At 71.5% G+C, this 26,461-nt stretch carries 31 protein-coding genes; 18 read left to right on the top strand and 13 right to left on the bottom strand.

The window, feature by feature from the left end:
- Positions 1-17 precede the first annotated feature (17 nt).
- The 3 genes from IEY82_RS39915 to IEY82_RS18280 all read right to left on the bottom strand — a co-directional run bounded on the left by IEY82_RS39915 (position 18) and on the right by IEY82_RS18280 (position 1,626).
- The gene (locus IEY82_RS39915; protein WP_263647999.1) at positions 18-140 is read right to left on the bottom strand and encodes a hypothetical protein; all 123 of its coding nucleotides are present in this window, start codon (positions 138-140) and stop codon (positions 18-20) included.
- Between the two features lie 89 nt (positions 141-229).
- Entirely contained in the window at positions 230-811 is a 582-nt protein-coding gene (locus IEY82_RS18285; RefSeq protein WP_189125352.1) for an HAD family hydrolase, read from the bottom strand.
- The gene (locus tag IEY82_RS18280) at positions 808-1,626 is read right to left on the bottom strand and encodes a hypothetical protein (RefSeq protein WP_189125351.1); all 819 of its coding nucleotides are present in this window, start codon (positions 1,624-1,626) and stop codon (positions 808-810) included. The genes IEY82_RS18285 and IEY82_RS18280 overlap by 4 nt, the downstream gene beginning before the upstream one ends.
- A gap of 156 nt (positions 1,627-1,782) precedes the next feature.
- Here IEY82_RS18280 and IEY82_RS18275 point away from each other — a divergent pair, with 156 nt between their 5' ends.
- Positions 1,783-2,082 (top strand): helix-turn-helix domain-containing protein, encoded by a 300-nt coding sequence (locus tag IEY82_RS18275; protein WP_189125350.1) that lies wholly within the window; start codon positions 1,783-1,785, stop codon positions 2,080-2,082.
- Here IEY82_RS18275 and IEY82_RS18270 read toward each other — a convergent pair.
- Positions 2,066-2,848, bottom strand: coding sequence for a hypothetical protein (locus tag IEY82_RS18270; protein WP_189125349.1), 783 nt, complete (start codon positions 2,846-2,848; stop codon positions 2,066-2,068). The genes IEY82_RS18275 and IEY82_RS18270 overlap by 17 nt on opposite strands.
- 140 nt (positions 2,849-2,988) lie before the next feature.
- Between IEY82_RS18270 and arfB the strand changes: the two genes are divergently transcribed.
- Positions 2,989-3,396, top strand: coding sequence for an alternative ribosome rescue aminoacyl-tRNA hydrolase ArfB (arfB, locus tag IEY82_RS18265; RefSeq protein WP_189125348.1), 408 nt, complete (start codon positions 2,989-2,991; stop codon positions 3,394-3,396).
- Between the two features lie 40 nt (positions 3,397-3,436).
- Here arfB and IEY82_RS18260 read toward each other — a convergent pair whose 3' ends face one another.
- The gene (locus IEY82_RS18260) at positions 3,437-4,630 is read right to left on the bottom strand and encodes an NAD(P)/FAD-dependent oxidoreductase (protein WP_189125347.1); all 1,194 of its coding nucleotides are present in this window, start codon (positions 4,628-4,630) and stop codon (positions 3,437-3,439) included.
- Between the two features lie 431 nt (positions 4,631-5,061).
- Here IEY82_RS18260 and IEY82_RS18255 point away from each other — a divergent pair, with 431 nt between their 5' ends.
- Positions 5,062-5,754 carry a GntR family transcriptional regulator gene (locus IEY82_RS18255; RefSeq protein WP_189125346.1) on the top strand — a complete coding sequence of 231 codons (693 nt, stop codon included), beginning with the start codon at positions 5,062-5,064 and terminating at the stop codon, positions 5,752-5,754.
- 1 nt (position 5,755) lies between these two features.
- Here IEY82_RS18255 and IEY82_RS18250 read toward each other — a convergent pair whose 3' ends face one another.
- Both IEY82_RS18250 and IEY82_RS18245 read right to left on the bottom strand, forming a co-directional pair.
- Complete coding sequence (locus tag IEY82_RS18250) at positions 5,756-6,319, bottom strand: NADPH-dependent FMN reductase (protein WP_189125345.1); 564 nt, start codon at positions 6,317-6,319, stop codon at positions 5,756-5,758.
- A 129-nt stretch (positions 6,320-6,448) separates the two neighbouring features.
- Complete coding sequence (locus IEY82_RS18245; protein ID WP_189125344.1) at positions 6,449-7,375, bottom strand: acyl-ACP desaturase; 927 nt, start codon at positions 7,373-7,375, stop codon at positions 6,449-6,451.
- 77 nt (positions 7,376-7,452) lie between these two features.
- On the opposite strand from IEY82_RS18245, the gene IEY82_RS18240 reads away from it, so the two are divergent.
- A complete protein-coding gene (locus tag IEY82_RS18240) occupies positions 7,453-7,926 on the top strand; it encodes an NUDIX domain-containing protein (protein WP_189125343.1) in 474 nt (157 codons plus the stop codon).
- Here IEY82_RS18240 and IEY82_RS18235 read toward each other — a convergent pair.
- Together IEY82_RS18235 and IEY82_RS18230 are read right to left on the bottom strand one after the other, a co-directional pair.
- The gene (locus IEY82_RS18235) at positions 7,883-8,512 is read right to left on the bottom strand and encodes a DinB family protein (RefSeq protein WP_189125342.1); all 630 of its coding nucleotides are present in this window, start codon (positions 8,510-8,512) and stop codon (positions 7,883-7,885) included. The two genes, IEY82_RS18240 and IEY82_RS18235, sit on opposite strands and share 44 nt — an antisense overlap.
- A gap of 54 nt (positions 8,513-8,566) precedes the next feature.
- Positions 8,567-9,346 (bottom strand): HAD-IIA family hydrolase, encoded by a 780-nt coding sequence (locus IEY82_RS18230; protein ID WP_189125341.1) that lies wholly within the window; start codon positions 9,344-9,346, stop codon positions 8,567-8,569.
- Positions 9,347-9,406: 60 nt separating this feature from the next.
- Here IEY82_RS18230 and IEY82_RS18225 point away from each other — a divergent pair, with 60 nt between their 5' ends.
- From IEY82_RS18225 to IEY82_RS18185, 9 genes are all read left to right on the top strand, one after another.
- Positions 9,407-10,612, top strand: coding sequence for a M20 metallopeptidase family protein (locus IEY82_RS18225; protein WP_189125340.1), 1,206 nt, complete (start codon positions 9,407-9,409; stop codon positions 10,610-10,612).
- A gap of 9 nt (positions 10,613-10,621) precedes the next feature.
- Entirely contained in the window at positions 10,622-11,371 is a 750-nt protein-coding gene (locus IEY82_RS18220) for an aminotransferase class IV (protein WP_225262945.1), read from the top strand.
- Positions 11,356-12,354 (top strand): zinc-dependent alcohol dehydrogenase family protein, encoded by a 999-nt coding sequence (locus tag IEY82_RS18215; protein ID WP_372459712.1) that lies wholly within the window; start codon positions 11,356-11,358, stop codon positions 12,352-12,354. The genes IEY82_RS18220 and IEY82_RS18215 overlap by 16 nt, the downstream gene beginning before the upstream one ends.
- 162 nt (positions 12,355-12,516) lie before the next feature.
- A complete protein-coding gene (locus IEY82_RS18210) occupies positions 12,517-14,343 on the top strand; it encodes an ABC transporter substrate-binding protein (RefSeq protein ID WP_189125339.1) in 1,827 nt (608 codons plus the stop codon).
- A gap of 4 nt (positions 14,344-14,347) precedes the next feature.
- Positions 14,348-15,355 (top strand): ABC transporter permease, encoded by a 1,008-nt coding sequence (locus IEY82_RS18205; protein ID WP_189125338.1) that lies wholly within the window; start codon positions 14,348-14,350, stop codon positions 15,353-15,355.
- Positions 15,352-16,257 (top strand): ABC transporter permease, encoded by a 906-nt coding sequence (locus IEY82_RS18200; RefSeq protein WP_189125337.1) that lies wholly within the window; start codon positions 15,352-15,354, stop codon positions 16,255-16,257. The genes IEY82_RS18205 and IEY82_RS18200 overlap by 4 nt, the downstream gene beginning before the upstream one ends.
- Before the next feature lie 2 nt (positions 16,258-16,259).
- On the top strand, positions 16,260-17,258 hold the full coding sequence (locus IEY82_RS18195) for an ABC transporter ATP-binding protein (RefSeq protein WP_225262942.1): 999 nt from the start codon (positions 16,260-16,262) through the stop codon (positions 17,256-17,258).
- Positions 17,255-18,265: an ABC transporter ATP-binding protein gene (locus IEY82_RS18190; protein WP_189125336.1), complete on the top strand. Its 1,011-nt coding sequence runs from the start codon at positions 17,255-17,257 to the stop codon at positions 18,263-18,265. The genes IEY82_RS18195 and IEY82_RS18190 overlap by 4 nt, the downstream gene beginning before the upstream one ends.
- A gap of 4 nt (positions 18,266-18,269) precedes the next feature.
- Positions 18,270-19,250 carry a GNAT family N-acetyltransferase gene (locus IEY82_RS18185; protein ID WP_225262941.1) on the top strand — a complete coding sequence of 327 codons (981 nt, stop codon included), beginning with the start codon at positions 18,270-18,272 and terminating at the stop codon, positions 19,248-19,250.
- Between the two features lie 4 nt (positions 19,251-19,254).
- Here the strand turns inward: IEY82_RS18185 and IEY82_RS18180 are convergent, their stop codons facing one another.
- The gene (locus IEY82_RS18180; RefSeq protein ID WP_189125335.1) at positions 19,255-20,367 is read right to left on the bottom strand and encodes an exo-beta-N-acetylmuramidase NamZ family protein; all 1,113 of its coding nucleotides are present in this window, start codon (positions 20,365-20,367) and stop codon (positions 19,255-19,257) included.
- A 57-nt stretch (positions 20,368-20,424) separates the two neighbouring features.
- Here IEY82_RS18180 and murQ point away from each other — a divergent pair, with 57 nt between their 5' ends.
- The gene (gene murQ / locus IEY82_RS18175; protein ID WP_189125334.1) at positions 20,425-21,324 is read left to right on the top strand and encodes an N-acetylmuramic acid 6-phosphate etherase; all 900 of its coding nucleotides are present in this window, start codon (positions 20,425-20,427) and stop codon (positions 21,322-21,324) included.
- Between the two features lie 36 nt (positions 21,325-21,360).
- Complete coding sequence (locus tag IEY82_RS18170) at positions 21,361-22,425, top strand: serine hydrolase domain-containing protein (protein ID WP_189125333.1); 1,065 nt, start codon at positions 21,361-21,363, stop codon at positions 22,423-22,425.
- Between the two features lie 17 nt (positions 22,426-22,442).
- Here the strand turns inward: IEY82_RS18170 and IEY82_RS18165 are convergent, their stop codons facing one another.
- Entirely contained in the window at positions 22,443-23,339 is an 897-nt protein-coding gene (locus IEY82_RS18165) for a TIGR03619 family F420-dependent LLM class oxidoreductase (RefSeq protein WP_189125332.1), read from the bottom strand.
- An 18-nt stretch (positions 23,340-23,357) separates the two neighbouring features.
- Here IEY82_RS18165 and IEY82_RS18160 point away from each other — a divergent pair, with 18 nt between their 5' ends.
- Positions 23,358-24,212 carry a phosphotransferase family protein gene (locus IEY82_RS18160; protein ID WP_189125331.1) on the top strand — a complete coding sequence of 285 codons (855 nt, stop codon included), beginning with the start codon at positions 23,358-23,360 and terminating at the stop codon, positions 24,210-24,212.
- 58 nt (positions 24,213-24,270) lie between these two features.
- On the top strand, positions 24,271-24,534 hold the full coding sequence (locus IEY82_RS18155) for a TFIIB-type zinc ribbon-containing protein (RefSeq protein WP_189125330.1): 264 nt from the start codon (positions 24,271-24,273) through the stop codon (positions 24,532-24,534).
- Positions 24,535-24,641: 107 nt separating this feature from the next.
- On the opposite strand, the gene IEY82_RS18150 is transcribed toward IEY82_RS18155, so the two are convergent.
- Both IEY82_RS18150 and IEY82_RS18145 read right to left on the bottom strand, forming a co-directional pair.
- Complete coding sequence (locus IEY82_RS18150; RefSeq protein WP_189125329.1) at positions 24,642-25,637, bottom strand: hypothetical protein; 996 nt, start codon at positions 25,635-25,637, stop codon at positions 24,642-24,644.
- A gap of 107 nt (positions 25,638-25,744) precedes the next feature.
- A complete protein-coding gene (locus IEY82_RS18145) occupies positions 25,745-26,269 on the bottom strand; it encodes a CGNR zinc finger domain-containing protein (RefSeq protein ID WP_189125328.1) in 525 nt (174 codons plus the stop codon).
- 25 nt (positions 26,270-26,294) lie between these two features.
- On the opposite strand from IEY82_RS18145, the gene IEY82_RS18140 reads away from it, so the two are divergent.
- Positions 26,295-26,459, top strand: a complete 165-nt coding sequence (locus IEY82_RS18140) for a hypothetical protein (RefSeq protein ID WP_189125327.1) — start codon at positions 26,295-26,297, stop codon at positions 26,457-26,459.
- Positions 26,460-26,461: the final 2 nt, after the last annotated feature.

Genomic DNA, 26,461 nt, shown 5'->3' with positions numbered 1-26,461 from the left:
GCACGTTCCCATGGAGTTCAGCCCAGGTTCGAGTAGGCGGTCGAGGTGCACTCCGGGCCGGACGGGCGCGCCGTCCGGATCGGGAGTGTCCGGGGCGGCGGCGTGTGGGTGAGGGCGTTGGTCACCAGGTCGCCCAGCACCTGCCCGAGCCGACGCCCACCCGTTCGACGAGGTAGCCGCAGGCCCGGCGGGCCACGTCACGGGACGGCGGGCCGCCGCGCCTGGTTGCTCAGACGGCCAGTGCCTCGCGCAGGGCCGCCGCCGAGGTGTAGTGGACGCCGGTCATGCCCGCCAGCCGGGCGCCCTCGATGTTCTCGGGGCGGTCGTCGATGAACACGACGTCGGCGGGATCGGTGTCGAGCTCGCGGGCCACCTCGTCGAAGATCTCCCGGTCCGGTTTCACCAGGCCCATCCGGCCGCTGTAGAAGCGCCGCTCGATGGCGGCGATCCACGGCAGCTCGTCCAGGCCGTCGGCGAGGCAGACGGGCGCGTTGGACAGCAGCGCCACGTCGCCTCCTCCGGCCAGCAGCTCGCCGAGCAGGGCGACGCTGCCCTCGTCGGGGTAGGCCCAGCTGGCCACGTCCATCGCGACCAGGCGGGCCAGCTCGCCGTGGGAGACGGGCCTGCCGAGCACCGCCGACCAGTAGCCGGCGGGTGTCAGCGAGCCGCGGTCGAACTCCAGCCGGTGCTCCCAGTAGCCGCGGCTGAACGCCGCGGGGTCGACGTCGACGGCCCTGGCCATCGCCTCGGCGTCACGGTCGGACTGGGGCAGGGAAAGGACGCTGCCGTAGTCGAAAATGAACCATGTCATGCCAGGTAGGGTCGCAGATGCGGCGGGATCGCGGGGCAGGCCAGATACTTCTCCACGGTGTGGAAGTCGATCCAGTCCAGGTTGACCAGCTCGGTGAGGTCGACGCCGGTGAAGCTGTCGCACAGATCGGGCGGGATGGCCGCGATGTCGTCCTTGTCGGCGATGTTCACCCAGCGCCTGACCCCGGCGGGGCGTCCGCCGCGGCCGTTGATCGGGGCGGGCAGCAGCCGCTCGAAGACGACGTTGCGCATGCCCAGCGGGCTGCCGAGGGTGAGCAGCAGGTCGATCCGCAGGTCGGGGTTGGCCCAGAGCGCCTCGTAGGTCACGACACTGCCCAGGGAATGGGCGACCACCACCTTAGGCTGATTTTTCCGGATGACCGCCGCGACGGTCTGGCGCGATCTCTCGCGCTTCACCGGGTCGGTGAGGTAGGCCGCCACCTCCGGCGCGAACAGCGTGGCGAACGCCGCCGACCGGCTGTCGAGCCTGGTCAGCAGCCATCCCGCGAACGTCTTGAGCGCCCCGGTGACGTGCTCGCCCACCCCGAGCTGCCCGGCCCACTCGACGAGGACCTTGTGGGCGGGGGCGTCCATGGCGGCGAGCGCCCGCGGCCCCTCGTCCGGCTTGCGGTCGTGCAGGTGATGGGCGAAGTAGGCGACCTCGCTGAAGCGGGGGCGGGGCTCTCCGCCGAGCGCCACCCCCAGGTAGCGGTCCCACTTCAGGCGCATGGCCTCCGCCGCCCCGGTCACCGAACCGCCGGCGTCGAGGTAGTACTTGTACTTGCCGATCCCGTGCACGCCGACGATGCCCGCCACAGCGCCTCCCCACTCACCCCGGATTGTCCAGGCGATATTGGCATACGCCGCCCGCGTTCGGCCGTCAACCATTCGAGCCACCTTTAGGCTTGCCTAAAGGTTTAGGCAGAGCTAAAGTAAAGGCATCTGAGCAACCGAGGCTGAGAGCGAGCCGAGATGGCCTTCCGCCGGAGCACGCGGGACGAGGGGGCGGGTCCGGGCGGCCTCGCCCAGGACGTCGTCGACGAGATCACCTGGTATATGCGCGAGCACAAGATAACCCGCGCCGACCTGGCCATGTCGATGGGCGTCTCGCCCGGCCGCGTGAGCCAGATCCTGTCCGGCGACGAGAACCTCACGCTCCGCACGCTCGGCGCCGTGGTCGCCGCGCTCGGCGCGCGGCTCGACCTCACCCTGAGCGACGCCGAGGACTCCGCCGACCTCGGCTCCGGTGCGCGGCTCACGGGTGCGGACTGACCGGCTCGATGACCGTACGCGACCGTGACGGCGGCACGTACCTGGGCAGCGACCGATGGCCGGCCCGGTAGGCCGAGGCGAGCAACCGCAGCAGATCGTTCTCGGCGTCGTGCCGCAGGATCCCGTGCAACCGGGTCAGATCGTGGAGATAGCGCTCGTACCTGGCCAGCTTCGTGTGCCGCGACCCGCCGAGGGCGGTGACCACCTTGGAGCGCGAGGCGCCGTCCTCGATCAGCGCCGCCACGTCCAGCCTGCGCTCGATCGCCTCCAGCCGGGCGTGCACCCGTTCCCTGCGACGCTGCTCAGGCGCGAGCCGGTCGCAGATGCGCTCGTGGTAGCGGATGGCGGCCAGGCTCAGCTCGTAGACGCTCCACGAGTCGTCCACCCGTCTCTCGCACCAGACCCGCTGGTCCTCGGCCATCGCCTGGTCCAGCCGGGCGAGCAGCGACACCAGCCAGAACGTCGCCATCTCCTTGCCCACCGTACGGCGCTCGGGCTCGCCGGCCCGGACCTGGCTGAACCACAGGCCGCTCGGCGCCACCGCGCCCAGCAGGGTGGACAGATACTGGTCGAGCACGATGCCGCCCACCAGCGCGACCGAAGCGGACACCAGCCCTGTCAGCATGACGATCGCCACCGCCAGCCGCCGGCCGGCGGGCCCGAACGGCCGCCCCTTGCCCTGGCAGCGCAGCAGCAGGAATCCGATGGCGGAGACCATGGCCAGCCCGACCGTGAGCCCCACCTGCCCGGGGGTGACCTCCTGCATGGAATCCGCCCTCCGTGCGGGATGTTGGATTCCATAGTCGCAGCGATGATGGGCAATGGAAATGCTGTTGCCTGTCACATATGTCCGCCAGATACGGTGAAACTCACATCACGCGCCTTCCACGACAGGAGCACGCCACCATGCCCGGGCCGCTGATCGTCAACGACTCGGTCGTCGTTCCCGACGCCGAGCTCGTCTGGCGTTTCTCGCGCTCGTCCGGTCCGGGCGGGCAGGGCGTCAACACCACCGACAGCCGGGTGGAGCTCACCTTCGACGTGGCGGCCAGCACCGCCCTGTCGCCGGCCCTGAAGGCCCGCGCGATCGAGCGCCTGGGCGCGCCGGTCATCACGATCGCCGCCTCGGAGCACCGCTCCCAGCTGCGCAACCGGGAGGCCGCCGAGCAGCGGCTGGCCCAGCGTCTGCGCGAGGCGATCGCCCCGCCCCCGAAGCGCCGGCGCCCCACCAAGCCGAGCCGGGGCGCCGTCGAGCGCCGCATCGTCGCCAAGAAGCACCGCGCCGACCTGAAGCGCCTGCGCCGCGACCCCTGATCCACACCGCGGGCGCCTCAGGCGAGTGGGGCCGCGCAGGTCACGTCCAGAGGCGCTTCGGGTCACCGGCGTTCAGGAGCTCGGTGACGTCGTCCAGCGGCGGGTAGATGCGTTCTTCCACGATGGTGCGTTTGAGGTCCTTGGCGCGGTCGCCGGTGAGCTTGACCGAGCGTTCCCATCCGGTGGTGAGGATGGCGCCGGCCGCCCCCAGGTCGAGACAGGTCACGTAGGGCTGGGGCGCGAACGCCAGGGAGGGACGCCCGAGCAGGTCGGCCGCGGCGTTGTGGCCGGCGTACCTGCCGAGCGGAATCGCGTACTGGCAGCTCTGCAGGGTCGGATGGTCGGAGTCCGCCATCGCGGCCGCGGTGTCTCCGGCGGCGAAAACCTCCGGTGACTCCGGCACCCGCAGGTGCCGATCGACGCGCAACCTGCCCAGGCCGTCATGGCTGCCCGGGATGTGCCGGGTGAGAGCGCTCGCCGCCATGCCGGCCGTCCACACGGCGGTGTGCGCGGAGAGCTCCGTCCCGTCGGTGAGGTGGACGTGGGTGGCGTCGAGCGACGCGACGCTCGAGTCGAGACGGACCTCGATGCCGAGTTCCTCCAGCGCGGCGCTGATGACGGGACGCGGCCCCGGGCCGAGCTCCGGCCCGAGCATGGCCGCTCGCTCCACCAGCACGACACGGACCTCGTGGGCGGCCGGTCCGGCGAGCGCGCGGAGCCGCCCCACCAGCTCGGTCGCCACCTCCAGGCCGGTGAAGCCGGCCCCGACGACCACGGCGGTGAACCGGCCGGATCCCTCGGGCCGGGCCGGCAGCGCGCGCAGATGGCTGTCGAGGGCGACCGCGCGGGCAAGGGTGTCGACGTCGAACAGATGCTCGCCGCCGGGCAGGTCCGGCCGGCGCAGGGCGCTTCCGCTGGCCAGGATGAGGCGGCGGTAGCCCAGCCGCTCCGTGCGCCCGTCGCCGTGCGTGACGGCGACCGACCGGTGTTCGCCGTCGATGGCCGTGGCGATCCCGGGCAGCCGGTTGACCCCCACAGGGTGCAGGATCCGTTCCAGCGGCACCCGCAGCGCCGCCGGGTCGGCTTCGTACAGGCGGGGGCGGATGACGAGATCGTCGCCCGGGGTGACCATGGTGATCGTCAGGTCGGCACCGTGCTCATCGCGTAACCGGGCGGCGGCCAGAGCGCTCCACACCCCGGCGAATCCGCCACCAATGATCAAAATATCTGACATCTCGCCTTACCTCCGTATACGCAGGATGGAAACGCATGCGGCCCAGGGCGGGGGCGTCGAACGACCCGCCGTGGTCGTCTCCACGTCGCTGACCAGCGCGACAAGGGGTGGGTCATTCCGGGGAGTCCTGGCCGAAGGTCCCGGTCACGCCGTGGCGGCGGAGCCGGACCATTCCTGATAGACCTCGGTAATCGTATAATGGGATCCTATTCATCCCCAACGAGGCCCGTCAACCGGCCGTTTTGACGTTATTGGATACAACTCCCGCTATCCCCCTGCGGAGGGGACTGTCCGTCTATCGCCGCACCGCCGTGGTTTCTGGCACCCTTCGTTACGGGAGAGGTCGCCGACGGCGGTCGAGCCAGCCCTTGGTGAGCGAATGTAGGATCCAATTATCCAAGGTGGCCGGGCTGCGGAGAGAACGGAGCGCGATGGCATCCGACGCGCAGGAGTGGCGGACACGGCGTCAGGCGGGCGAGTCGCTGAGCCACTTCGTCACGCGGGCGATCCGGGAGGCGATCGTCAGCGGACTGCTCGCTCCCGGCGAGCGCATCCCGCAGGAGCAGATCGCCGGCGTGCTCGACGTGAGCCGCATCCCCGTACGCGAGGCGCTCCGGCAGCTGGAGAGCGAGGGCCTGGTGCACCTGACGCCCAACAGCTTCGCCCGGGTCGCGAAACTCGACATCACCGAGGTCAGCGAGATCTACCTCATGCGCGAACGGCTCGAACCGCTCGCGATCGAGCTCAGCGCGCCCCGACTCGACGAGGCACAGCTCCGGCGGCTCCGCGACCTGCACACCGACATCGAGGCCGGCTGGGACAACCCCGAGACGGTCCTCCAGCTCGACCGCGAGTTCCACCTCGCCTGCTACCAGGGGGCCCCGCCCCGGCTGCGGCGGATCGTCAGCGACTTCTGGAACGCCACACAGCATGTACGCCGGGCGTACGCCGACACGGTCCGACCCGGCGACGACGAGCACGAGGTGATGCGCGCCGAGCACTACCTCATCTACATGGCACTGAAGGAGGGCGACGGCGACCGGGCCGGGGCGCTGCTGCGCGGCCACATCGCACGCACCCGGACGCGGCTCGAACGTGAGCCGTCCGGCGAGGCCCGCGCCTGAGTCAGGCCGAGAAGGCCGGCTCTCTGCGGGCGGAGTCCCCGAAGACCGGCTGGCCGACGGACACCGGGCAGAGCTGGCGGATCACATCGAGCACCTGGTCTCGGAGGTAGCACGCGACCAGCCGGCCCTTCTCGTCGAAGTGCGGGCAGACGGGCGAGAGCACCAGCTCACCGCCCATCACCACGGCTCCCGCGGCGGACAGCTCCTTGTACAGCTCGGCCTGCGCCCACATGGCGCCGCAGGCCCGCGCGCTGGCGCTCATCACGGCGGCGTGCTTGCCCGCGAGCGCCCCGAAGGCCGACAGCCAGCCCAGCGTGTGGGTCAGCTCGGCCGGCAGCAGGCTGTGCTCGGGCGCGGTCAGCACCAGCCCGTCGGCCTCGTCCAGCGACCGGAGCAGCCCCGCCACCGGCTCGGGCGGCGGCCCGGGAACGTAGGGCGGCACCTCGGCCAGGTGCCGCCAGCAGCCGAACCGCACCCCGGGCGGCAGCTCGCGGCCCACCGCCGTGAGCAGCCGGTTGACGAAGGACCCTGCGTGGAGGCTGGCGGCAATTCCAATGATTCGCACCCTCTACTCCCGCAGGGTCTCGATGTGTGCCCGATGTCGGAAACCTGCCCGATGTCGGGGATGACCAAGACCAGCCGCCGGTCAAGAGGCGACCGGGTTCATCAGGGCGCCGGCGACGACGCCCTCCGGTCAGCGCAGGGCGGCGCGCGCCTTTCGCTCCTCCCTGCGCGCGACGAACCTGGCGGCCGTGGTCTCGGTCTTGGCCAGGAACGCGGCCAGCTCCTCGCGGGCCCGCTCACCCTCGGCGTCGAGACCGGTCTTGTCGAAGACGGCCCACTGCCGCAGCACGGGCATGAGCACGTCGTCGAGGTGGAGGCGCAGGTCGTAGATGCCCTCATGGGCGATGATCATGGCCTTGCGGGTGAAGCCCTCGATGCTGGAGCCCGGCATCTGGAAGGTGGTGACGACGTCGGTCACGGCCCGCATGGTCTGGTTGGGGTCGAGCTCGAAGGCCGCCTTGAGCAGGTTGCGGTAGAAGAGCATGTGCAGGTTCTCGTCGGCGGCGATGCGGGCCAGCAGCCGCTCGCAGCCCTCGTCGCCCGAGGCCTTGCCGGTGTTGCGGTGCGCGATGCGGGTGGCCAGCTCCTGGAAGGAGACGTAGGCCAACTGCTGGAGCATGGTCCCGTAGTCGGTGATGTAGCCGGCTTCCATGTGGGTCATGCGGGCCCGCTCCAGCGCGACGGGGTCGACCGCGCGCGTCACGGTCAGGTAGTCGCGGATCGCCGTGCCGTGCCGGTCCTCCTCGGCGGTCCAGCGGTGCACCCACGTGCCCCACGCGCCGTCGCGGCCGAACGTCGTGGCGATCTCATGGTGGTAGCTGGGCAGATTGTCCTCGGTCAGGAGATTGACGATGAGCGAGACACGAGCGGCCTCGGGAATCTTGGAGTCGCTCTCCTGCCAGGCCTCGCCCTGGTAGAAGCCGTCGAAGTCACGGCCTTCGCTCCACGGGACGTACTCGTGCGGGAACCACTCCTTGGCCATCTGGTGATGACGGTCGAGCTCCCCTGCCACCACGGGCTCCAGCTCGTGCAGCAGCTCCGTCTGAGACATCGCCATAGAAGATCCTCTCCTTCAGGTTACGGCACCGTAGGTTAGGCTACCCGAGGACGGCCACCGTCCAATAAAGTGCCCCTATGCGACCGAGTGTCCGCGGTGTCCTGCTCGATCATGACGAACGCCTGATGATCTTCCGGCGCACCGTGCCCGGCCGCCAGGTCTACTGGTCGGTGCCGGGCGGTCACGTCGAGCCGGACGACGCCACGCTCGAGGACACCCTGCACAGGGAGCTCCTCGAGGAGCTGGGCGCCACCGTCTCCGGCGTCACCCCGCTGACCACGGTGAGTTACCCCTGGCAGGGCGGGATCAAAACCCAGCACGTGTACGGCTGCCGCCTGGTCACCCTGGATCCGGCGCTGCGCCACGGCCCGGAGCTGGAGGACCCCGCGCGCGGGCACTACGAGGTGGTCCGGCTGCCGCTGCGCCGCTCGGAGATCACCTCCCGGCACGTCGTGCCGGAGCCGGTCGCCTACTACCTGTCGGCCACCATCACGGCCCTCCCCGGCCTCATCCCTCCCGGCGGTCCTCGATCTCCCACAGGTGGTCGATGACGTGCCAGGCGAGTTTGCGCACGGCGTAGCGGGGCGGCCAGGCGGTGACCGCGGGCGGCTCCCAGGGGCGTGACAGCACCTCGGCGAGCTCGTCGCGCATCGCGTCACGGTCCTGGCGCGAGGTGTACGGCTTGTGCCGCACACCCACCTTGCGGGCGTAGGAGCGCTCGGCGTCGACGACGTGGTGATAGATCTTCGTCAGATCGCGCCCGCCCCCGCGTGGCCCCTTGCGCAGCTCTTCCGGCGAGACCGCCACGACCTCGTCGAACAGCTCCCACGCGGCCCGCAGCACGGCCACGTCACGCCCGGCCCGCTCGGCGTCGAGCGGCTCGTGGTCTGCCTCGGGCCTGGCCTCCGGCGCGCCGAAGTCGGTGCTCGTTCCGCCCGGCAGCCGTTCGACGATCTCCGGCGGGCCCGGCTCGAAGGTCAGCCCGGCCCGCTCGGCGATCACGCGGTAGCGCGGCACGTAGTCCGTGAGCAGGTCGACGGCCGGCTGCTCGCCCTTGGCCACCCGGCACCAGCCGGGCCAGTCCAGCGAGCAGGCGAAGACCTTCTTGGGGCCGAACTCCAGGTAGACGCGGTTCATGGGGCCAGCCTGCCACCCATACCCGTCAGCCGCCGTCAGGTATGGCGGCCAGGCTCAGACCAGGTCGATGAGATCGGCGACCGAGTCGACCACCAGCGAGGGCCGGAAGGGGAAGCGGTCGATCTGGTGCCGCCGCATGACGCCGGTGAGCACGAGGATGGTGTAGAGCCCGGCCTCCATGCCGCAGACGATGTCGGTGTCCATGCGGTCGCCGATCATGGCGGTGGTCTCGCTGTGACCCTCGATCTTGTTGAGGGCGCCGCGCATCATCCGGGGATTGGGCTTGCCGACGAAGTAGGGCTCGACGCCGGTCGCCTTGGTGATCAGCGCGGCGACGGCGCCGCAGGCGGGAAGGGAGCCCTCGGTGGACGGCCCCACCGGATCCGGATTTGTCGCGATGAATCGCGAGCCACCTTCGATGAGGCGGATCGCCCGGGTGATCTGGGTGAAGCTGTAGGTCCGGGTCTCGCCCAGCACCACGTAGTCGGGGTCGAGGTCGGTCAGCACGTAGCCGGCGTCGTGCAGGGCCGTGGTGAGCCCGGCCTCACCGATCACATAGGCGGAGCCGCCGGGCCGCTGGTCGTCCAGGAACTCGGCGGTGGCCAGCGCGGAGGTCCAGATCGACGAGGGCGGCACGTGGAGGCCAGCGGCGGCGAGCCGTACCGAAAGGTCGCGCTGGGTGTAGATCGAGTTGTTGGTCAGCACCCTGAACGGCTTGCCCGAGTCGCTCAGCCGCTTGATGAACTCGTCGGCGCCCGGGACCGGCCTGCCTTCGTGCACCAGAACGCCGTCCATGTCGGACAACCAGTAGTCGATCTGTTTACGCTCAGCCACCGCACCATCGTATCGATCGGGGGTTGCCTGTTCCGTACCCGGTATATGAACAATGTCCCCATGTCGTTCACCGAATCCGCCCATGACATGCGAGACGAGCTCGTCCGGCTGCGCCACTCGCTGCACACGACGCCCGAGGTCGGCCTCACCCTGCCGCGCACGCAGGAGAAGGTCCTCCAGGCACTCGACGGCCTCCCCCTGGAGATCACGACGGGGACGACGCTCAGCTCGGTCACGGCCGTGCTGCGCGGGGGCGCGGGCGGCGGCGCGGAGGCGCCCTCGGTCCTGCTGCGCGGCGACATGGACGCGCTGCCCGTCGCCGAGCGCAACGACCTGCCGTTCATCTCACGGATCGACGGTCAGATGCACGCCTGCGGCCACGACCTGCACACCGCGATGCTGGCGGGCGCGGCGCACCTGCTGAGCGCGCGGCGCGAGCGGCTCGCCGGCGACGTGATCTTCATGTTCCAGCCGGGCGAGGAAGGGCACGAGGGCGCCCGGCACATGATCGGCGAGGGCGTGCTCGACGCGGCGGGCGCCCGGCCCGTCGCCGCGTACGGCATGCACGTCGTCTCGGCGATGCTGCCGCCCGGCCTGTTCGCCTCACGGCCGGGGCCGATCATGGCGGCGGCCGACGTGTTCGCCGTCACGGTCAAGGGGCGCGGCGGCCACGGCTCCTCCCCGCACCGCGCGCTCGACCCGATCCAGGCCGGCTGCGAGATGGTGTCGGCGCTGCAGGCGATGGTCACCAGGACGTTCGACGTGTTCGATCCGGTGGTGGTGACCGTGGGCCAGTTCCACGCGGGTACCACGGACAACGTGATCCCCGACGAGGCGTACTTCGAGGCGACGGTCCGGACGTTCAGCCCGGACAACCGCAAGGCGGTGAAGCGGCGACTGGTCGAGCTGGTCGAGGGCATCGCCGCCGCCCACGGGCTGACCGTGGAGGCGTCGTTCGGCATGGGCTACCCGGTGACGGTCAACGACTCGGGCGAGGCCGGTTTCGCCGGGCGGACGGCCGACGAGCTGTTCGGCCCCGGCCGCTACTTCGTCACCCCGCAGCCGGTGATGGGCTCGGAGGACTTCTCGTACGTGCTGGAGCAGGTGCCGGGCGCGTTCGTCTTCCTGGGCGCCTGCCCGCCGGACCTCGACCCGGCCTCCGCCCCCTACAACCACTCGCCGGAGGCGCGGTTCGACGACTCCGTCCTGCCGGACGGCGCGGCGCTGTACGCGTCGCTGGCGATGTCGCGGCTGGCCGTTCCGTAGGCTGGGCTGGTGATCGATCGCGTCGCCGTCGACGGCCGCCCGGGAGACGCCGCCGACCTGGGGCTGGCCATGGCCGCGCGCTACGGCCACTTCACCGCGATGCAGGTGCGGCGGGGCCGGGTGCGCGGCCTCGACCTGCATCTCGACCGCCTGGAGGAAGCCAACGCCGAGCTGTTCGGCGTGCCCCTCGACCGCGAGCTGGTCCTGGCCTCGGTCCGGGCGGCGCTCGGCGGCGAGCCCGACGCGAGCGTGCGGGTCATCGTGGCCGAGCGGGGCGGCGTCCGCGTGATCGCCACCGCGACGCCCCCGGCCGAGGCGGCCACCACGCCGCGCGCCGTCGTCTCGGCCGCCTACCGGCGGTTCCTGCCGCACCTCAAGCACCTCGGCGGCTTCCCCCAGCTCCACCTGGGCGAGCGGGCCCGGGCGGCGGGCTATGACGAGGCGCTGCTCGTCGGTCCCGACGGCCGGATCTCCGAGGGCGCGATCACCAACCTGGGCTGCTTCGACGGCGAGCGGATCGTCTGGCCGGACGCGCCGATGCTGCGGGGCGTCACGATGCGGCTGCTGGAGCGCGGGCTGCCGAGCGTGCGCCGGCCGCTCACGGTCGCCGAGCTGCCGGCGCACCGGGCGGTGTTCCTGGCCAACTCGATCGGGGTCGTGCCGGTGGGCCGCGTCGACGACCTCACGCTGAAGGTGAACGAGGAGATCATGGCGCGGCTGATCGGAAGGTACGAGGAGACGCCGTGGGATCCGATCTGATGCGGGCGTGGGCAGTGGCCGAGCCGGGGCCGATGGCGACCGGGCCCCTGGTGATGGAGGAGCGGCCGATCCCCGAGCCCGGCCTGGGCGAGGTGCTGGTCAAGGTGGAGGCGTGCGGCGTGTGCCGTACCGACCTGCACCTGGCGGAGGGCGACCTGCCGCCGCGCCGGCCGCGCACCACGCCCGGCCACGAGGTCGTGGGGCGGGTGGTCGGCGGCGAGGGCCTGCCGCTGGGGTCGCGGGCCGGGGTCGCCTGGCTGAGGTCGACGTGCGGCGCGTGCCGCTACTGCCTGCGCGGGTCGGAGAACCTGTGCCCCTTCTCGGCCTACACCGGCTGGGACGCGGACGGCGGCTACGCCGAATACCTCACGGTCCCGGCCGCCTACGCCTACCCGCTGCCCGAGGACGTTCCGGCGGAGCGGCTGGCGCCGTTGCTCTGCGCCGGGATCATCGGCTACCGGGCGCTGCTCCGCTGCGAGCTGCCCGAGGGGGGACGGCTCGGCATCTACGGGTTCGGGGCGTCGGCGCACCTGACCGCGCAGGCCGCCATCGCCCAGGGCGCGACCGTGCATGTGGTGACCCGGGCCCCGGCCGCGCGGGAGCTCGCGCTGGAGCTCGGAGCCGCCTCCGCCGGCGCCACCGAGCCGCCCGAGCCGCTCGACGCGGCGATCCTGTTCGCGCCGGTGGGGACCCTCGTACCAGCTGCGCTCGAAGCACTCGAACGCGGGGGTACTCTGGCAGTCGCGGGGATCCATCTCACCGACATCCCTCAACTGAATTACCAGCGGCATCTGTTCCAAGAGCGGACCCTGCGGAGCGTGACCGCCAACACCCGTGACGACGGCCGGGCCTACCTCGACGTGGCGCTCACCCGTCCCCCACACGTGACGATCACGCCCTACCCGTTCGAATCCGCCGACCGGGCGCTGACCGACCTCGCCAACGACCGGGTCAGCGGCGCCGCCGTCCTGCTCTTTACCTGACCTCCCAGCACCGTGAAGCCGAGCGCCATTGTGCGAGGAGATGAAGGAAAGTTACATTAACCTCACAACGTCTGGAGATTATTGACGCACCCCTGGCGTGACCGTAGGGTCCGGTCAATCCCACAGATCTTTAACAGGTCCGACATCCCCCGGAGCGGCATTATGAAGCGACTAGCAGCGGCAGTGGCGTTGCTGGGCCTCGCCACCGTCACCGCGTGCAGCGGCGGCGGCACCACCAACAAGTCCTCTTCGGGCGGTGGCGGCGGGCTCTTCACCACGATCGACGTGAACAGGCCCGGCCTTGAGCAGTCGGCCCCGGCCAACCCGTACGCGCCCAAGGGCAACTCGTTCGTCGGCTACAACGCGATGAACATCGCCTGGGTCAAGAACCATCTGACGGATCCCAACCAGGCTCTCCCCGGCATCGCGGCGAGCTGGGAGATCGCCCCCGACAACTCCGCCATCACCCTCAAGCTCCAGCCGAACGCCAAGTGGTCCGACGGCAAGCCCGTCACCGCCGAGGACGTCAAGTTCTCCATCGGCGTCGCCTACACGCAGGGCAGCACGGCGTTCTCGATCACCCCCGGCGCGGCGGGAGCCGCCGCCGAGGTCACCGTCGTGGACGACGCGACCCTGAAGATCACGCAGGACATGGCCAACCCCAGCCCCAAGTTCGCCCGAGGCGTGTTCGACACCATCGTGCTGCCCGCGCACGTGTGGTCCAGCGTGCTGCCCGCCGACTTCTGGGACAAGCTCAAGGCCTCCCGAGGCGACGGCGCCGACGCCGAGAAGGCGCGCGAGGAGATCCTGGCCCTCGGCGAGAAGGTGCTCGCCTTCGCGCCGCCCAAGGACGTCTCGGCCGGCCCGTTCGTGCTGGAGCGGGTCAACCCGGGCGAGGCGCTGCTGGTCAAGAACAAGAACTTCTTCAACGCCGCCAACGTCGCCCCCGACCAGGTGAAGTTCCTCAACTACACCGGCAACGAGCAGATCTGGAACTACCTGACCGCCGGCAAGCTCGACCACTCGGCGTTCGTCGCCGCCCCGACCGACGTGATGAACCGGATCAAGGCCGCGCCGGGCAGCGACGTCATCAAGGGCTACTCGCCGGTGGCCGTGGGCCTGGCGTTCAACCAGTCCAAGAAGCCGTACGACAACGTGCACGTGCGCCGGGGCCTGGCCCACCTGATCAACCGCGAGGAGGTCACCAAGGTCGCCTCTCCCGAGGGCGGCACGGCGGCCGTCACGACCACCGGCATCCACCAGAAGGCCGCGCAGGCCTGGATCCCCGACACGCTGGGCGCGCTCGAGCCGTACAAGACCGACGTCGCGAAGGCCGAGGAGGAGTTCAAGACGGCCGGCCTGACGAAGAAGGACGGCAAGTGGACCCTGGCCGACGGCAAGCCGTGGAAGGTGTCCATGCACGCGCCGGCCGGCTTCTCCGACTGGCTGTCGGCCCAGGAGAACATCAAGAGCCAGCTGATCAAGGTCGGCATCGACGCGGAGGTCGTGACCACCGCCGACTTCCCGCTCTACCTTGAGGAGCTGGACGCGGGCAAGTACGACGCCGGCTTCTGGCTGATGGCGCTCGGCCCCGCGCCGTACGACATCTACCAGCGTCTGTACGGCCGCTCCAACGGCTGGAACAACATCGCGGGCAAGGTCTCGCACTCCCCCGCCGGCAAGAACGGCAACTGGATGGGCGGCCCCGAGGAGATCGAGGTCGACGGCACCAAGGTCAACCCCGGTGAGCTGACCGCCAAGCTCAACTCCTCCACCGAGGAGGAGGCCAAGCCGATCATGGCGCAGCTGGCCAAGGCGGCCAACCAGGACCTGCCGGTCATCCAGCTCTGGGACTACGTCAACAACCAGTTCGTCAACAACAGCCGCTTCACCGGCTGGCCCACGGACGACGAGATCCTCCGCTCCGGCGCCAAGGTGCTCCTGTCCGGCGTGTGGATCCAGACCGGCATGATCAAGTCGAAGTCGTAAACTTATGACGCTTATCGCACGCCGACTCGCGGGCCACCTGGCCCGCGGGTTCGTCATGATTCTCGTGGTCGCCACGATCAGCTTCTTCATCGTCAACAACATCCCCGGCGACCCCATGGCCGCCAGGTTCGAGAAGCTGGTCGAGGGGGGCATGTCGCCCGAGGCCGCGGCGCAGGCCGTCAAGGTGCTGTACGGGTTCCAGCCGGACACCTCGCTCTGGCAGCAGTACCTCGACTACATGGCCGGGCTCCTCCGTCTCGACCTCGGCGAATCCATCACGAGGCCGGGCACCCCCGTCCTGGACGTGCTCGCCGAGAAGACGAAGTGGACCGTTCTACCGGTGCTGGCCGGCACCCTGCTCAGCTTCCTCGTCGGGATCATCCTCGGCGTCTACGCGGCCATCAAGCGCAAGGGCAAACTGGGCGACCTGCTGGCGATCTCCGGCTCGCTGCTGCACGGCATCCCGCAGTACGTGCTGGCGATGCTGCTCGTGGTGATCTTCGCGACCCTGATCCCCATCCTGCCCGCCGACGGGCCGGTGGACATCCTGTTCGAGCCGGGCCTCAACGCCGGCTATCTCGGCTCGCTCGCCGAGCACGCCGTGCTCCCGGTGGTCACCTACGCCCTGTCGGCGTACGGAGGCTGGATCCTGGCGATGAAGTCCAGTGTGGTCACCGTGCTGGGCGACGACTTCATCCTGGCCTCCGAGCTGCGCGGGATGAAGCGGTCGATCGTCTTCCGCTACATCGCGCGCAACGCGATCCTGCCGCTGTTCACGATCCTCGCCCTCTCCCTGGGGCTGTTGCTCGGCGGCGCCGTCTTCATCGAGAAGATCTTCAACTACCCGGGGCTCGGGCTGCTGCTCATCGACAGCGTCAACGAACGCGACTACGCCACGATGAGCGGGGCCTTCCTGCTGATCACGGTCGCGATCATCATCGCGAACATCGTCGCCGACCTGTTCTACACCGTGATCGACCCGCGGGTGCGAAGCGGAGAGGAGGCGGCATGAGCGCCACGCTGATCCCCGAGACGGCGTCCGCCACCACCACCATGCGCCGTAACTTCTGGAGCGGCGTCTGGCGGGTGATGAAGCGCAAGCCCAGCCGGATGGCCGGGGTGGTCATCCTCGTGGGCTTCGCGTTCATGGGCGCCTTCGGGCCGATGTTCTTCCCCGACCACCTGCCCGGCGACGTCAACGCCCTCACCAAGCCGCCGAGCTGGGAGCACTGGTTCGGCACCGACCCGCAGGGCCGCGACGTGCTCGCGCTGGTCATCACCGGCTCCCGCTACGTGCTGCTCTGCGCCACGGTGACGGCCGTCATCACGGTCGTCCTCGGCACCGCTCTCGGCCTGTTCTCCGGCTTCAAGCGGGGCCGCTGGGACACCGTGCTCATGCGGATCACCGACATGAAGCTCACCATCCCCGGCCTGCCGCTGCTGCTGGTCCTGGCGACCGTGTGGAAGTTCAGCAGCCCGATCCAGATGGGCCTGGTGCTCGGCCTGCTGGGCTGGGGCGGCGTGGCGCGGGCGGTGCGCGCGCAGACGCTCTCGCTGCGCGAGCGCGGCTTCATCGAGGCGGCGCGCGGGCTCGGCCTGTCCACGTCGCACATCGTCGGCAGGGAACTGCTGCCGAGCATGGCCCCCTACATCGCGATGAACATGCTCATCTCGGTCACCGGCGCCGTCTACGCGCAGGTGGGCCTGTTCTTCCTCGGCGTGCTGCCCTACGAGTCGGACAACTGGGGCGTGATGCTCAACCTGGCGGTGTTCCAGGCCGGGGCGATGATCCAGCCGAACGCGCTCGGCTACCTGCTGGCGCCGCTGCTGGCGATCATGCTGCTCACGCTCGGCATCGTGCTCGTGGTCGACGCCATGGACGAGATCTTCAACCCCCGGCTGCGTGAGGAGTAACGGTGGCCCAGGCAACAACAGGGCAGGCGCCGGGCGTGCGCGTCGACGGCCTGACGGTCGTCTACAAGACGCCGGCCGGCGAGCTGCCCGCCGTGCGCGACGTCAGCCTGACGCTGGAGCCCGGCTCGATCACCGGCATCGTCGGCGAGTCCGGCTCCGGCAAGTCCACGCTGGCGCTGTCGCTGCTGAACGCGGTGCAGCCGCCCGGCCGGATCTCCGCGGGCAGCGTGGAGATCGACGGCCTGGGCGACGTCGTGGGCTTCGAGGGCGAACGGCTCCGCAAGGCCAGGGGCGCGCACATCGGGTACGTCTTCCAGGCCGCCCAGAACTCCCTCAACCCGCTCAAGACGGTCGGCAAGCAACTGCTCGACCTGGGCCGTTCGCACGGCGTCGAGGATCGGCGCGGTCTGCTCCGCGAGGCCCAGGAACTGCTCGGCCGGATGGGCCTCGACGGGGCCCGGGTGCTCGACTCCTACCAGCACGAGCTGTCCGGCGGCATGCGCCAGCGGGTCGGCATCATGCTGGCGCTGGTGCTCAACGCGCAGGTGGTCGTCCTCGACGAGCCGACCACCGCGCTGGACATGATCACGCAGGCCAACATCCTGAAGATCGTCCGTGAGGTGCACGCCGAGCGCGGGCTCACCACGCTGGTCATCACGCACGACATCGGCGTGGTCGCCGAGGTGGCCGACCGGCTCGCGGTCATGTACGGCGGGCGGCTGGTCGAGCAGGGCCCCACGCGGCAGGTGCTGGGCGACCCGCGCCACCCCTACACCAAGGGCCTGATCAAGGCGATCCCCCGGCTGGTCGGCGACATCGACCAGGCGCGGGCGCTGCCGGGCCGGCCGCCCACGCTGGCGACCGTTCCCAAGGCGGGGTGCGTGTTCAGGGAGCGGTGCGCGCTGCGGATGGACATCTGCGACACCGACGATCCGGCGGCGGTCGCGCACGGGCCGAGGATCGTGGCCTGCCATGCGGTGAAGGTGAAGGAGCACGCGTGATCACGGGCAACGGCATCGTCAAGACCTTCAAGCAGCGGGGCAACATGCTCGGCGCGCGGGAGGTGCGGGCGCTGCGGGGAGTGGACTTCTCGATCCCGAAGGGCGGCGCGGCGTCGTTCATCGGCGAGTCGGGCTGCGGCAAGACGACGCTCGGGCGGATCATCGCCGGGCTGGAGACGTACGACGACGGCGAGATCGTCATCGACGGCGTCCCGATGTCGTCGCTCACGCTCAAGCGGCGCCAGCCGCACTTCCGCAAGATCCAGATGATCCACCAGGACCCCTACTCGGCCCTGAACCCGACCCGCACGGTCCACCAGACCCTGCGCGCCCCGCTGGCGCTGCGGGCGAAGCAGACCGGGCGGTCCAAGGCGTGGATGGACGAGCGCGCGGCCGAGGTGCTGTCGCTGGTCGGCCTCGACCCGGCGACGGTGCTGGCCCGCTACCCGCACCAGCTGTCGGGCGGCATGCGCCAGCGCGTGGTCATCGCCAGGGCGCTGACCGTCGACCCCGAGATGCTCGTCGCCGACGAGGCGGTCTCGATGATCGACGTGTCGCTCCGGCTCGGCATCCTGGCGCTGCTGAAGGACCTGCGCGAGCGGCTCGGGGTCAGCGTGCTGTTCATCACGCACGACGTGGCCACGGCCCGCTACATCGGCGACGACGGCGACCTGTACGTCATCTACCGGGGTCAGGTCGTGGAGCGCGGCCCGGTCGACACGGTGATCGCGGACCCGGTGCACCCCTACACGCAGTCGCTGCTGTCGGCCATCCCGGTCCTGCACGGGCTGGAGCTGCCGGGCGAGCAGCCGGTGGTGCCGCTGGAGGCGCTGAACGCGGGACAGGACGACGTCGGCTGCCTGTTCGCGCCCCGCTGCCCGTTCCGCGGCGAACGGTGCGACACGGAGCGGCCGCTGCTTCAGCTGACGGAGGGGGTGCCGCAGGAGCACGCGTGCTTCCACCCCGAGCGCCGCAGCGTCATCGCCCGGCCGATGAGCGAGGTGTGATCCCGTGACCCACGCCGACGACGCCGTGGAACGTACCCGGCCCACGGCCGCCGGGGCGGCTCCCGGCACTCCCGGCACGGATCCGCCGGTGCCGGCCGCGGAGCTCGCCGTGGCGGCGGAGGTGGCGCGGGAGGCGCTCGTGCTCGACTCCGAGGAGGCGCCCGCGCTGGTCGCCCGGCTGGCCGACCCGCCCGCCGGCCGCAGGTGGACGGCGCTGGTGTCCGCAGGCGGGGTCGTCATGGCGTCCATGTCCACGCGCGATCCGCTGGTCGGGCACGTCGACCTGCTCGCCGTACATCCCCGGGAGCAGGGGCGCGGGCGCGGCCGGGAGCTGGTGCGCGCGGCCGAGGAGTGGCTGCGGGCACAGGGGGCCACGCAGGCGCGCTTCGCCGGCAACGCGCCGTGCTACGCCTGGCCGGGCATCGACGTGCGCTACACCGCCGCCGCCTGCCTGGCCGAGAGCCTCGGCTACGAGCGCTACCACGTGGCCTGGAACATGACGGCCGACCTGTCCCCCGGCCCGCCCACCGGCCAGGCCGCCGACGGCCCCGACTCCGAGCCGTCCGCCGATCGTCTCGCCACGGACGACGACGTGGCGCGGCTGGCGCGTGACGGGGTGAGCGTGCGCGCGGCAGGGGCCGATCGCGAGCGGGTCGTCGCGTTCGTCGACGAGCAGTGGAACGACCGCTGGGCCTGGGAGGCGGCCAACGCCGCCGGGCTGCACTACGCCGAGCGCGGGGGCGAGGTGCTGGCGTTCGCCGCCTGGGGCGCGCGACCGGCCTGGTTCGGCCCGATGGGCACCGCGCCCGCGGCACGCGGGCTGGGCCTGGGCGGCGTGCTGCTGCGCCGCTGCCTGGCCGAGCAGCGCGCCGCCGGGCAGCGCACCGCCCAGATCGGCTGGGTCGGGCCGCTGCGGTTCTACTCGCGCGCCGTGGGCGCGCGAGCCGAACGCGTCTTCTGGCTCTACCGGCGCGACCTTGCGTGAGATGTCAGGAATAGAGCAGGCGGCCTTCGGGGTGAGCGGGTTCGGGACACAGGGCCCGCGGGTCCTCCCCCGCGTCCAGGCACCGGGTGAGGGCGCCGGAACCCCACAGCTGGTCCAGTTGCAGCTCGGGCCCCCGCCAGGCGAATTCTCCGGCGTAGAGCTCGCGGGCCACGTGCAGCATCGACAGGCCCGTCAGCACCGGCCGGAACGCCACCGGGTCGTGCACGTGCGACTGGACCCCGCGCGCGGGGGCCCCCGCGTGCTTGTGGAACATCGGCGTGAACCACGTCTCACGGAACCGCACACCGGCAAGCCCGAGCGCGTTGAGCGCCGGGGCGAACCTCTCGTCCACGTACGGCGCGCCGACCAGCTCGAACGGCCGGGTGGTGCCGCGCCCCTCGGAGAACGTGGTGCCCTCGAACAGCCCGGTCCCCGGGTAGACGAGCGCGGTGTCGGGGGTCGGCATGTTGACCGACGGCATCACCCAGGGCAGGCCGGTGTCCGCGAAGGTCATCTCGCGCCGCCAGCCCTCCATCCTCACCACGTGCAGGTCCAGGTCGAAGCCGAAGAGCAGGGCCAGCTCCCCCGCCGTCCTGCCGTGCCGCAGCGGCAGCGGGAACCTGCCGACGAAGCTGGCGAACTCCGGGTCGAGCGGCGGTCCCTCCGTCACGGTGCCGCCGAGCGGGTTGGGGCGGTCGAGCACCACGAAGCGCAGCCCGAGCCGGGCGGCCGACGCCATCAGGTCGTACATGGTCCAGACGTAGGTGTAGAAGCGGGCGCCGACGTCGGCGATGTCGAAGACGAGCGTGTCGACGCCGGAGCGGGCCACCACCTCGTCCAGCGCCGCCCCGTCGATGGCGTGGGTGTCGAAGACCGGCAGGCCGGTCCCGGGGTCGGTGGTGTCGCCCTCGCCGAAGCCCGCCTGCGCGGTGCCGCGGATGCCGTGCTCGGGGCCGAACAGCGCGGTCAGCGGCACGCCGGCCGCCGTCAGCGCGTCCGGCGTGGGGGTGAGGTCGGGCAGGACGCCGGTGGGGTTCGTGATCAGGCCGAGCCGGTGGCCGGCCGCCAGTGCGGGATCCGCGGCCAGCCGTTCGGCGCCGGTTCTTACGTGCTTCATGAACCCATTGTCTGAAAGATATTTACAAGAGAGAAGTAAAGGGTGGAAATTAGCGTCATGATTGATCCACTACCTGAGCTGTCCACCGAACAGAGCGACCCCCGCTACAGCCAGATCGACCGGCTGCCGACCGAGCGCATCGCCCGTCTGATGAACCAGGCCGACGCCGCGGTGCCCGCCGCCGTCGCGGTGGTCATCCCGGCCATCTCCGCCGCCATCGACGCGATCGCCGCGCGGATGGGCACGGGCGGGCGGCTGCTGTACGTCGGCGCGGGCACGTCGGGCCGGCTGGCCGTGCTCGACGCCTCCGAGTGCCCGCCCACCTTCGGCACCGACCCCGAGCTGGTGCAGGGGATCATCGCGGGCGGCCCGGAGGCGCTCACGCGGTCGGTCGAGGGCGCGGAGGACGACGACGAGGCGGGCGGCGCCGCGATGGCCGGGCTGGACGTGGGGCCGCTCGACTCGGTGGTGGGCGTCTCGGCCAGCGGGCACGCGCCGTTCGTGCTGGGCGCCCTGGCGGAGGCGGGCCGGCGCGGCGCGCTCACCGTCGGGCTGTCGTGCAACGACCGCGCCCCCTTGTCGGCGGCCGCCGAGCACGCGATCGAGGTCGTCGTGGGCCCCGAGGTGGTGACCGGCTCCACCCGGCTGAAGGCGGGCACCGCCCAGAAACTGGTGCTCAACATGATCTCGACCATCTCGATGGTTCGGCTGGGCCGTACCTATGGGAACGAGATGATCGAGATGTCGGCGATGAACAGCAAGCTCGCGGGACGGGCGCTGCGCATGGTCAGGGACATCACCGGCGCCGACCACGAGACGGCGGCGCAGGCGCTGGACTCGGCGGGCGGGCAGGCCAAGACCGCGGTGGTGATGATCCAGCACGGGCTCGACGCCGCGGGGGCGCGCGCGCTGCTGGAGTCGCACGGTGAGCGGCTCAGCGACGCGCTGAGCGGCTGATCGCACAGGGGTGACACGGGGACGGGGAGGGGGACGATGTCCGACCGGTTGGACGCGATCCTGGCGGGCGCAGTGCCGGGGACGTGCTCGGCGGCGGTCGCGCTGATCGCCGTGGACGGAGCGGTCGTGGCGTCCTCGGCCACCGGCGAGCTGGTCCGTCACCTGGACGCGACGGGGACGCTCGCCGCCGACCGGCCGCCGGCGCGCCGCGACTCCATCTTCGACCTGGCCTCGATCAGCAAGCTGTTCACCACGGCCGTCGTGCTCTCCCTGGCCGAGGAGGGGCGGCTGGGCCTGGACGAGCCGGTGAGCGCCTGGCTCCCCGGGCGTGATCCGCGGATCACGCCGCGCCGCCTGCTCACCCACACGGCGGGGCTGCGGCCCACCCGCCGCGTCGATCTGGAGTTGCCCGGCGCCGGCCCGGCCGCCCGCCTGGCGGCCATCACGGACACGCCGGTCACCCGGCCCGTCGGCGGGCCCTACCTCTACACCGACGTCGGCATGGTCATGATGGGGCACGTCGCCGAGCTGGCCGGCGGCGCGCCGCTGGACGACCTGGTCCGTGACCGGGTGACCGGCGTGCTGGGGCTGGCCGACACCGGCTACCGTCCGGGACCGGAGGCGCTGACGCGCGTCGCCGCCACCGAGTGGAAGGCCGAACGCCCCGGGCCGGGCTGCGTGCGGGGCGAGGTGCACGACGAGACCTCCTACGCGCTCGGCGGCGTGGCGGGGCACGCGGGGCTGTTCGCCACGGCCGACGACGTGCTGACCTTCGGCGAGACCCTGCGGCTCGGCGGCGGCGCGATGCTGCGTCCCGGCACCGTGGCCGAGATGCTGCGCGACCAGGGGGCGTCGGGGGCGGAGTTCCGCCACGGGCTGGGCGTGCGGATCGGCGACCCGGCCATCGTCGGGCCGCTGACCGGCGCCTTCGGGCACTCGGGCTTCACCGGCACCTCGCTCGTCGTCGACCCCGTCCGCCGGCTGACCGTCGTGCTGCTGACCAACGCCGTGCACCCGGTGCGCGGGCGCGACGGCATCCGCGCCCTGCGCCACGCCGTCGCCGCCGAGGCCCTCCGCCTCGCCGCCCAGGCAGGCGGGTAGGCCGGCGCCCGGCCGCCTCAGCCGATGGGGCTCAGGGCCTCCAATGCCTCCTCGGCGCGGCGCATGGCCTCCTTGGCGTCGGCGGAGGCGATCTCCCGGTCGAAGTTCAGGTCGTGGAAGACGTCCGTCACGCCCTTGGCCGCCAGGTCGGCCACGTCCGCCCTGATGTCCTCGTAGGAGCCCGTGAGCGGGCGCCGGTCGTCGCCGCCGCCGGGCCGGACCTGGGTGACGCCCCGGCACACGAAGCGCAGCGCCGCCGGGTCGCGCCCGGCCCGCGCCGCAGCCTCCTTGACGGCGGCGACGCGCGGGGCGATGCCCGCCAGGTCCTCGCGGCTGGAGCTCACCCAGCCGTCGGCCAGCCGCCCGGCCCGGCGCAGCGCCACCTCGGCGGTGCCGCCCAGCAGGATCGGCGGCGCCGGCGACGGCTTGGGGTCGAGATGGGAGGGCGGGATCCGGTAGAACTCGCCGTGGTGCTCGACGACGTCGTCGGTCCAGGCCTTGCGCAGCACCTCGACGAACTCCTCGCCCCGGCGCCCACGACGTTCGAAACCCGCGCCCATGGCCTCGAACTCCTCGGGCAGCCAGCCCAGCCCCAGCCCGGCCGTCAGCCTGCCGCCCGAGACCGTCTGCAAGGTGGCGAGCTGCTTGGCCAGCAGCACCGGCGGGACGTAGGAGTTGATCACGGCCACGCCCAGCCGCACAGTGCTCGTCACCCCGGCCAGGTAGGAAAGTGTGACCACCGGGTCATGCACGCTGCGGTAGGTCGGCCCCATCGTGTGCCCGACGGGATAGAGCAGCCGCTGGAACGTCCACAGCTCGTGGTAGCCGAGCTCCTCGGCCCGCGTGGCGACGCGCCGCATGTTGTCCGGGGTGGCCCAGGCGCCCGACTGGGGCACGGCGAAACCGATTCTCATGCCCCCTAGTCTGTACGAGTGGATCTCGAGGGGGAACTCGCCCGCGTCGCGGGCGCGTACGGCGGTTCCGGCGACCCCGTGGTCCATCCCACGCGCACCGACGTGGTGGTCGTGCGCCGGGGCGAGGTCGTGGTCAAGGCCCACTCGCTCCGCGACGATCCCGACTCGCTGCGGTCCCGGCTGGCGGCCACCGCCTCGGCCGCGCTGAGCGGCGTGATGCTCGCCCCGCTGGATCCCGAGGTGCTGAAGGTGGGCGACCGGGCGGTCACCGTCTGGCCGGCCGGGCGGCCGGTCTCCCCCGACGATCCCGACTCGGCGCCCTGGGAGGAGGGGGCCAGGCTGCTGGCCAGGCTGCACGCCGTGCCTCTCACGCTGCTGCCGCCGCTGCCGGCGGCGCGCGGCCCGGAGCGGGCCGCGCGGGCGGTCCGCCGCATGCCCGGCGACGGACCCGTCGAACGACTGTTACGGCTGACGTTCGACCGGCTGCCCCCGCCGGAGCCGCGGCCCGGCCTGCTCACCCATGGCGACTGGCACCTGGGCCAGTTGGTCCGGCGCGACGGCTGGCTGCTCATCGACATCGACGACCTCGGCGTCGGCGACCCGGCCTGGGACCTGGCCAGGCCCGCCGCCTGGTACGCCGCCGGGCTGCTCGACCCGGCCGTCTGGGGCCGGTTCCTGGGCGCCTACCTGGCCTCGGGCGGGCCCGCGCTGGGCGCCGGCGACGACCCGTGGCGCCTGCTCGACCGGCCTGCCAGGGCGCTGACCGTGCAACTGGCCGCGGTGGCCGTGCTCAACGCCGCCCGGGATGGCCGGGAACTCGACGAGGTCGAGCATTCGTTGATCGAGGCGTGCAACAGAATCGTCAGAGCATGACGCCGTTGCGCGCGGTAGGTTTTCCTCACAGATCCCAGGCCAAGGAGACCGACTAGAGATGCAGTGCCCGAAGTGCCGCGGCAACATGCGGACCTATGAGCGCAATGGCGTCCACATCGAACAGTGCGACAACTGCCGGGGGATTTTCCTCGACTACGGCGAGCTCGAGTCGCTGACCCAGATGGAGTCCAGCTGGCACTCCACTCCCCCGCCTCCGGCTCCCGGCGGCCCCGCCTGGGGGGCGCCGCGTCACGGCGGCCCCCACTACGGCGGGCACCACCACCGGAAGAACAGCTGGGTGGGGATGCTGTTCTCGTCCTGACGTCATCCGGCGCCGGCTGCCGGCAGCTGACGCCGCCTGACGTCCTCTGATGGCGAGGGGCCGCACACACGGGGTGCGCGGCCCTTCGACACGCCCGGGGCGCGGGGTCAGCCGGGGAAGTCCTCGGGGTCCACGGCCGAGGTGCGGGCGTTGCCGCCGGAGATGGCGTGCAGCGTGATCCGCCAGTCGTGCCAGAGGATCTGCGTCGCGGTGAACGTCGTCTTGAACGTGACCGGCTTCGAGAAGCGCTCGAAACTGCACTGGCGGGTGAACGACCCGTTTCGGCCGTCCCAGTCGACGCCGTGCGTGAAGTAGATCTTGTACGTGCCGTCGCGGACGCCGCCGACCTTGAACTTCGCCTTCCTGCGCACGTAGACGCTGAACTCCTTGGTCTTGCCGCGCATGACGGTGACGACCGCGTCGCGGGTGCCGCCGTTGTGGATCTGCAGCGAGCTGCGGCCGTTCAGGGTGCCCCGGCGGATGTAGCTGCCGTTGCCGAGCCGCCGGGTCTTCTTGCTCGCGGCCTTCACCGTGACCACGTCGGCCGGGTAGTCGCCGGCCTTCTGGAGCGCCTCGCCCGCGTCGTCGAGCGCCTTGAGCCGGTCGTCGAGGTCGGTCAGCACGGCCGAGGAGGTGCACAGGTCGCGGCTGCCGACCCTGCCCGCCGTCGAGCCGAGCCCGGTGGCGAACTCACGCAGGCTGGCCACGTACGCCTCGTGCTGCGTCCGTACGTCCTCGGGCGGGGTGAGCGCGGCCAGCGTGTCGGCGCCGCCGGCCAGCGCCTCCTGGGCCCGGCCGACGCGCTGGTCGAGCGTCTTGACCGTGCGCGCGCCGACCATGGACTTGATCGCGCCGGTGACGGTCTTCCGCGTGGCGGCCAGCTCGGTCTTGTACGCCTCGGGGTCGAGCGCGGCGGCGGTGGGAGTGCCCGAGGGGGCGCCCGAGCCGGTGGACGCCGAGGTGTCGGGGACGGAGGTCAGGCCGCCGGCCACGCCGCTGGCCCTGGGCTCGCCGCCGGTCGGCGCCGACGGGGTCGCGGTGCACGCGGCCAGCGTCAGGGTCGCCAGGGCGAGTGCACAGGAGATTGATCGGGTGGCTGCCACCTGCCACACTATCGCCCGATTGATCCCCGGACGTCAATCTCACTCCAGCCAGCCCACCGCTACCACCTGGTGGTTTCGGGGGGATGGCGGGGTGACACCGGCGCCGTTCAGCGGGGCGTGGCCGTCCTGGCACGGTGGGCCGCGACGTTGACCCGGTTGGCGCAGGCCGGTGAGCAGAACCTGCGGCGTCCGTTGCGTGAGGTGTCGACGTAGACGGTGACGCAGCCCCGCCGGTCGCAGCGCCCGAGGCGGCGGCCGCCCGAGAACGACATGGCCAGGGCCAGACCGCCCGCGGTGGTGTCCTTGGTCCGGGAGACGATGTCGGCTTCGACGGAGAAGAAGTGCAGGTGCGGCTCACGGCCGTCGTGGGCGCTCACGTACGGCTTGGACGCGGTCTCGTCGAGCAGGTCGTTGATCAGTTTGATCTGGGTGTCCTGGTCGGTCTCCCCGAACACCGGCGCCAGCCGGCCCGCCCACGCCCGCAGCAGCCCCGCCTGGGCCGGCGTCAGCTCGGTGCGCAGCATCCCGTGCTCGGCCAGCATCGGCTCCAGCGCCTCCGGGCTGTGGTCGGTGGCGTTGACCAGGTCCGCCGCGAGCGCCGCCCCGTTGCCTCCGTAAGCGTTGAAATGCATAAGGCCATTACATCAGATTGGAATCATGCATGACAGCGCGCACGACCCCGCGACCCTCACCGTCGTCTCCTCGCACCCCACCTCCGAAGGCGTCGTCTCCTACCTCCGCTGCGCCTGCGGCGCCTGGGAGGTGCGCACGTCCGCTCCCCGGGATCTCGTCGCCAGAATTCCCACTGTGCTCGCAACGTGATG

This window comes from Nonomuraea cavernae (genome assembly GCF_014646355.1).
Lineage (GTDB): Bacteria > Actinomycetota > Actinomycetes > Streptosporangiales > Streptosporangiaceae > Nonomuraea > Nonomuraea cavernae.
The sequence above is the reverse complement of the archived record's forward strand: the minus strand, read 5'-3'. Positions and strand labels throughout refer to the sequence as shown.

What these genes read in the sequence shown, in the direction of transcription:
- IEY82_RS18285 (WP_189125352.1), bottom strand. Translation starts at nt 811, where the DNA reads ATGACATGGTTCATTTTCGACTACGGCAGCGTCCTTTCCCTGCCCCAG.
- IEY82_RS18275 (WP_189125350.1), top strand. Translation starts at nt 1,783, where the DNA reads ATGGCCTTCCGCCGGAGCACGCGGGACGAGGGGGCGGGTCCGGGCGGC.
- IEY82_RS18270 (WP_189125349.1), bottom strand. Translation starts at nt 2,848, where the DNA reads ATGCAGGAGGTCACCCCCGGGCAGGTGGGGCTCACGGTCGGGCTGGCC.
- arfB (WP_189125348.1), top strand. Translation starts at nt 2,989, where the DNA reads ATGCCCGGGCCGCTGATCGTCAACGACTCGGTCGTCGTTCCCGACGCC.
- IEY82_RS18260 (WP_189125347.1), bottom strand. Translation starts at nt 4,630, where the DNA reads ATGTCAGATATTTTGATCATTGGTGGCGGATTCGCCGGGGTGTGGAGC.
- IEY82_RS18255 (WP_189125346.1), top strand. Translation starts at nt 5,062, where the DNA reads ATGGCATCCGACGCGCAGGAGTGGCGGACACGGCGTCAGGCGGGCGAG.
- IEY82_RS18245 (WP_189125344.1), bottom strand. Translation starts at nt 7,375, where the DNA reads ATGGCGATGTCTCAGACGGAGCTGCTGCACGAGCTGGAGCCCGTGGTG.
- IEY82_RS18240 (WP_189125343.1), top strand. Translation starts at nt 7,453, where the DNA reads ATGCGACCGAGTGTCCGCGGTGTCCTGCTCGATCATGACGAACGCCTG.
- IEY82_RS18235 (WP_189125342.1), bottom strand. Translation starts at nt 8,512, where the DNA reads ATGAACCGCGTCTACCTGGAGTTCGGCCCCAAGAAGGTCTTCGCCTGC.
- IEY82_RS18225 (WP_189125340.1), top strand. Translation starts at nt 9,407, where the DNA reads ATGTCGTTCACCGAATCCGCCCATGACATGCGAGACGAGCTCGTCCGG.
- IEY82_RS18210 (WP_189125339.1), top strand. Translation starts at nt 12,517, where the DNA reads ATGAAGCGACTAGCAGCGGCAGTGGCGTTGCTGGGCCTCGCCACCGTC.
- IEY82_RS18205 (WP_189125338.1), top strand. Translation starts at nt 14,348, where the DNA reads ATGACGCTTATCGCACGCCGACTCGCGGGCCACCTGGCCCGCGGGTTC.
- IEY82_RS18200 (WP_189125337.1), top strand. Translation starts at nt 15,352, where the DNA reads ATGAGCGCCACGCTGATCCCCGAGACGGCGTCCGCCACCACCACCATG.
- IEY82_RS18180 (WP_189125335.1), bottom strand. Translation starts at nt 20,367, where the DNA reads ATGAAGCACGTAAGAACCGGCGCCGAACGGCTGGCCGCGGATCCCGCA.
- murQ (WP_189125334.1), top strand. Translation starts at nt 20,425, where the DNA reads ATGATTGATCCACTACCTGAGCTGTCCACCGAACAGAGCGACCCCCGC.
- IEY82_RS18170 (WP_189125333.1), top strand. Translation starts at nt 21,361, where the DNA reads ATGTCCGACCGGTTGGACGCGATCCTGGCGGGCGCAGTGCCGGGGACG.
- IEY82_RS18165 (WP_189125332.1), bottom strand. Translation starts at nt 23,339, where the DNA reads ATGAGAATCGGTTTCGCCGTGCCCCAGTCGGGCGCCTGGGCCACCCCG.
- IEY82_RS18155 (WP_189125330.1), top strand. Translation starts at nt 24,271, where the DNA reads ATGCAGTGCCCGAAGTGCCGCGGCAACATGCGGACCTATGAGCGCAAT.
- IEY82_RS18145 (WP_189125328.1), bottom strand. Translation starts at nt 26,269, where the DNA reads ATGCATTTCAACGCTTACGGAGGCAACGGGGCGGCGCTCGCGGCGGAC.
- IEY82_RS18140 (WP_189125327.1), top strand. Translation starts at nt 26,295, where the DNA reads ATGCATGACAGCGCGCACGACCCCGCGACCCTCACCGTCGTCTCCTCG.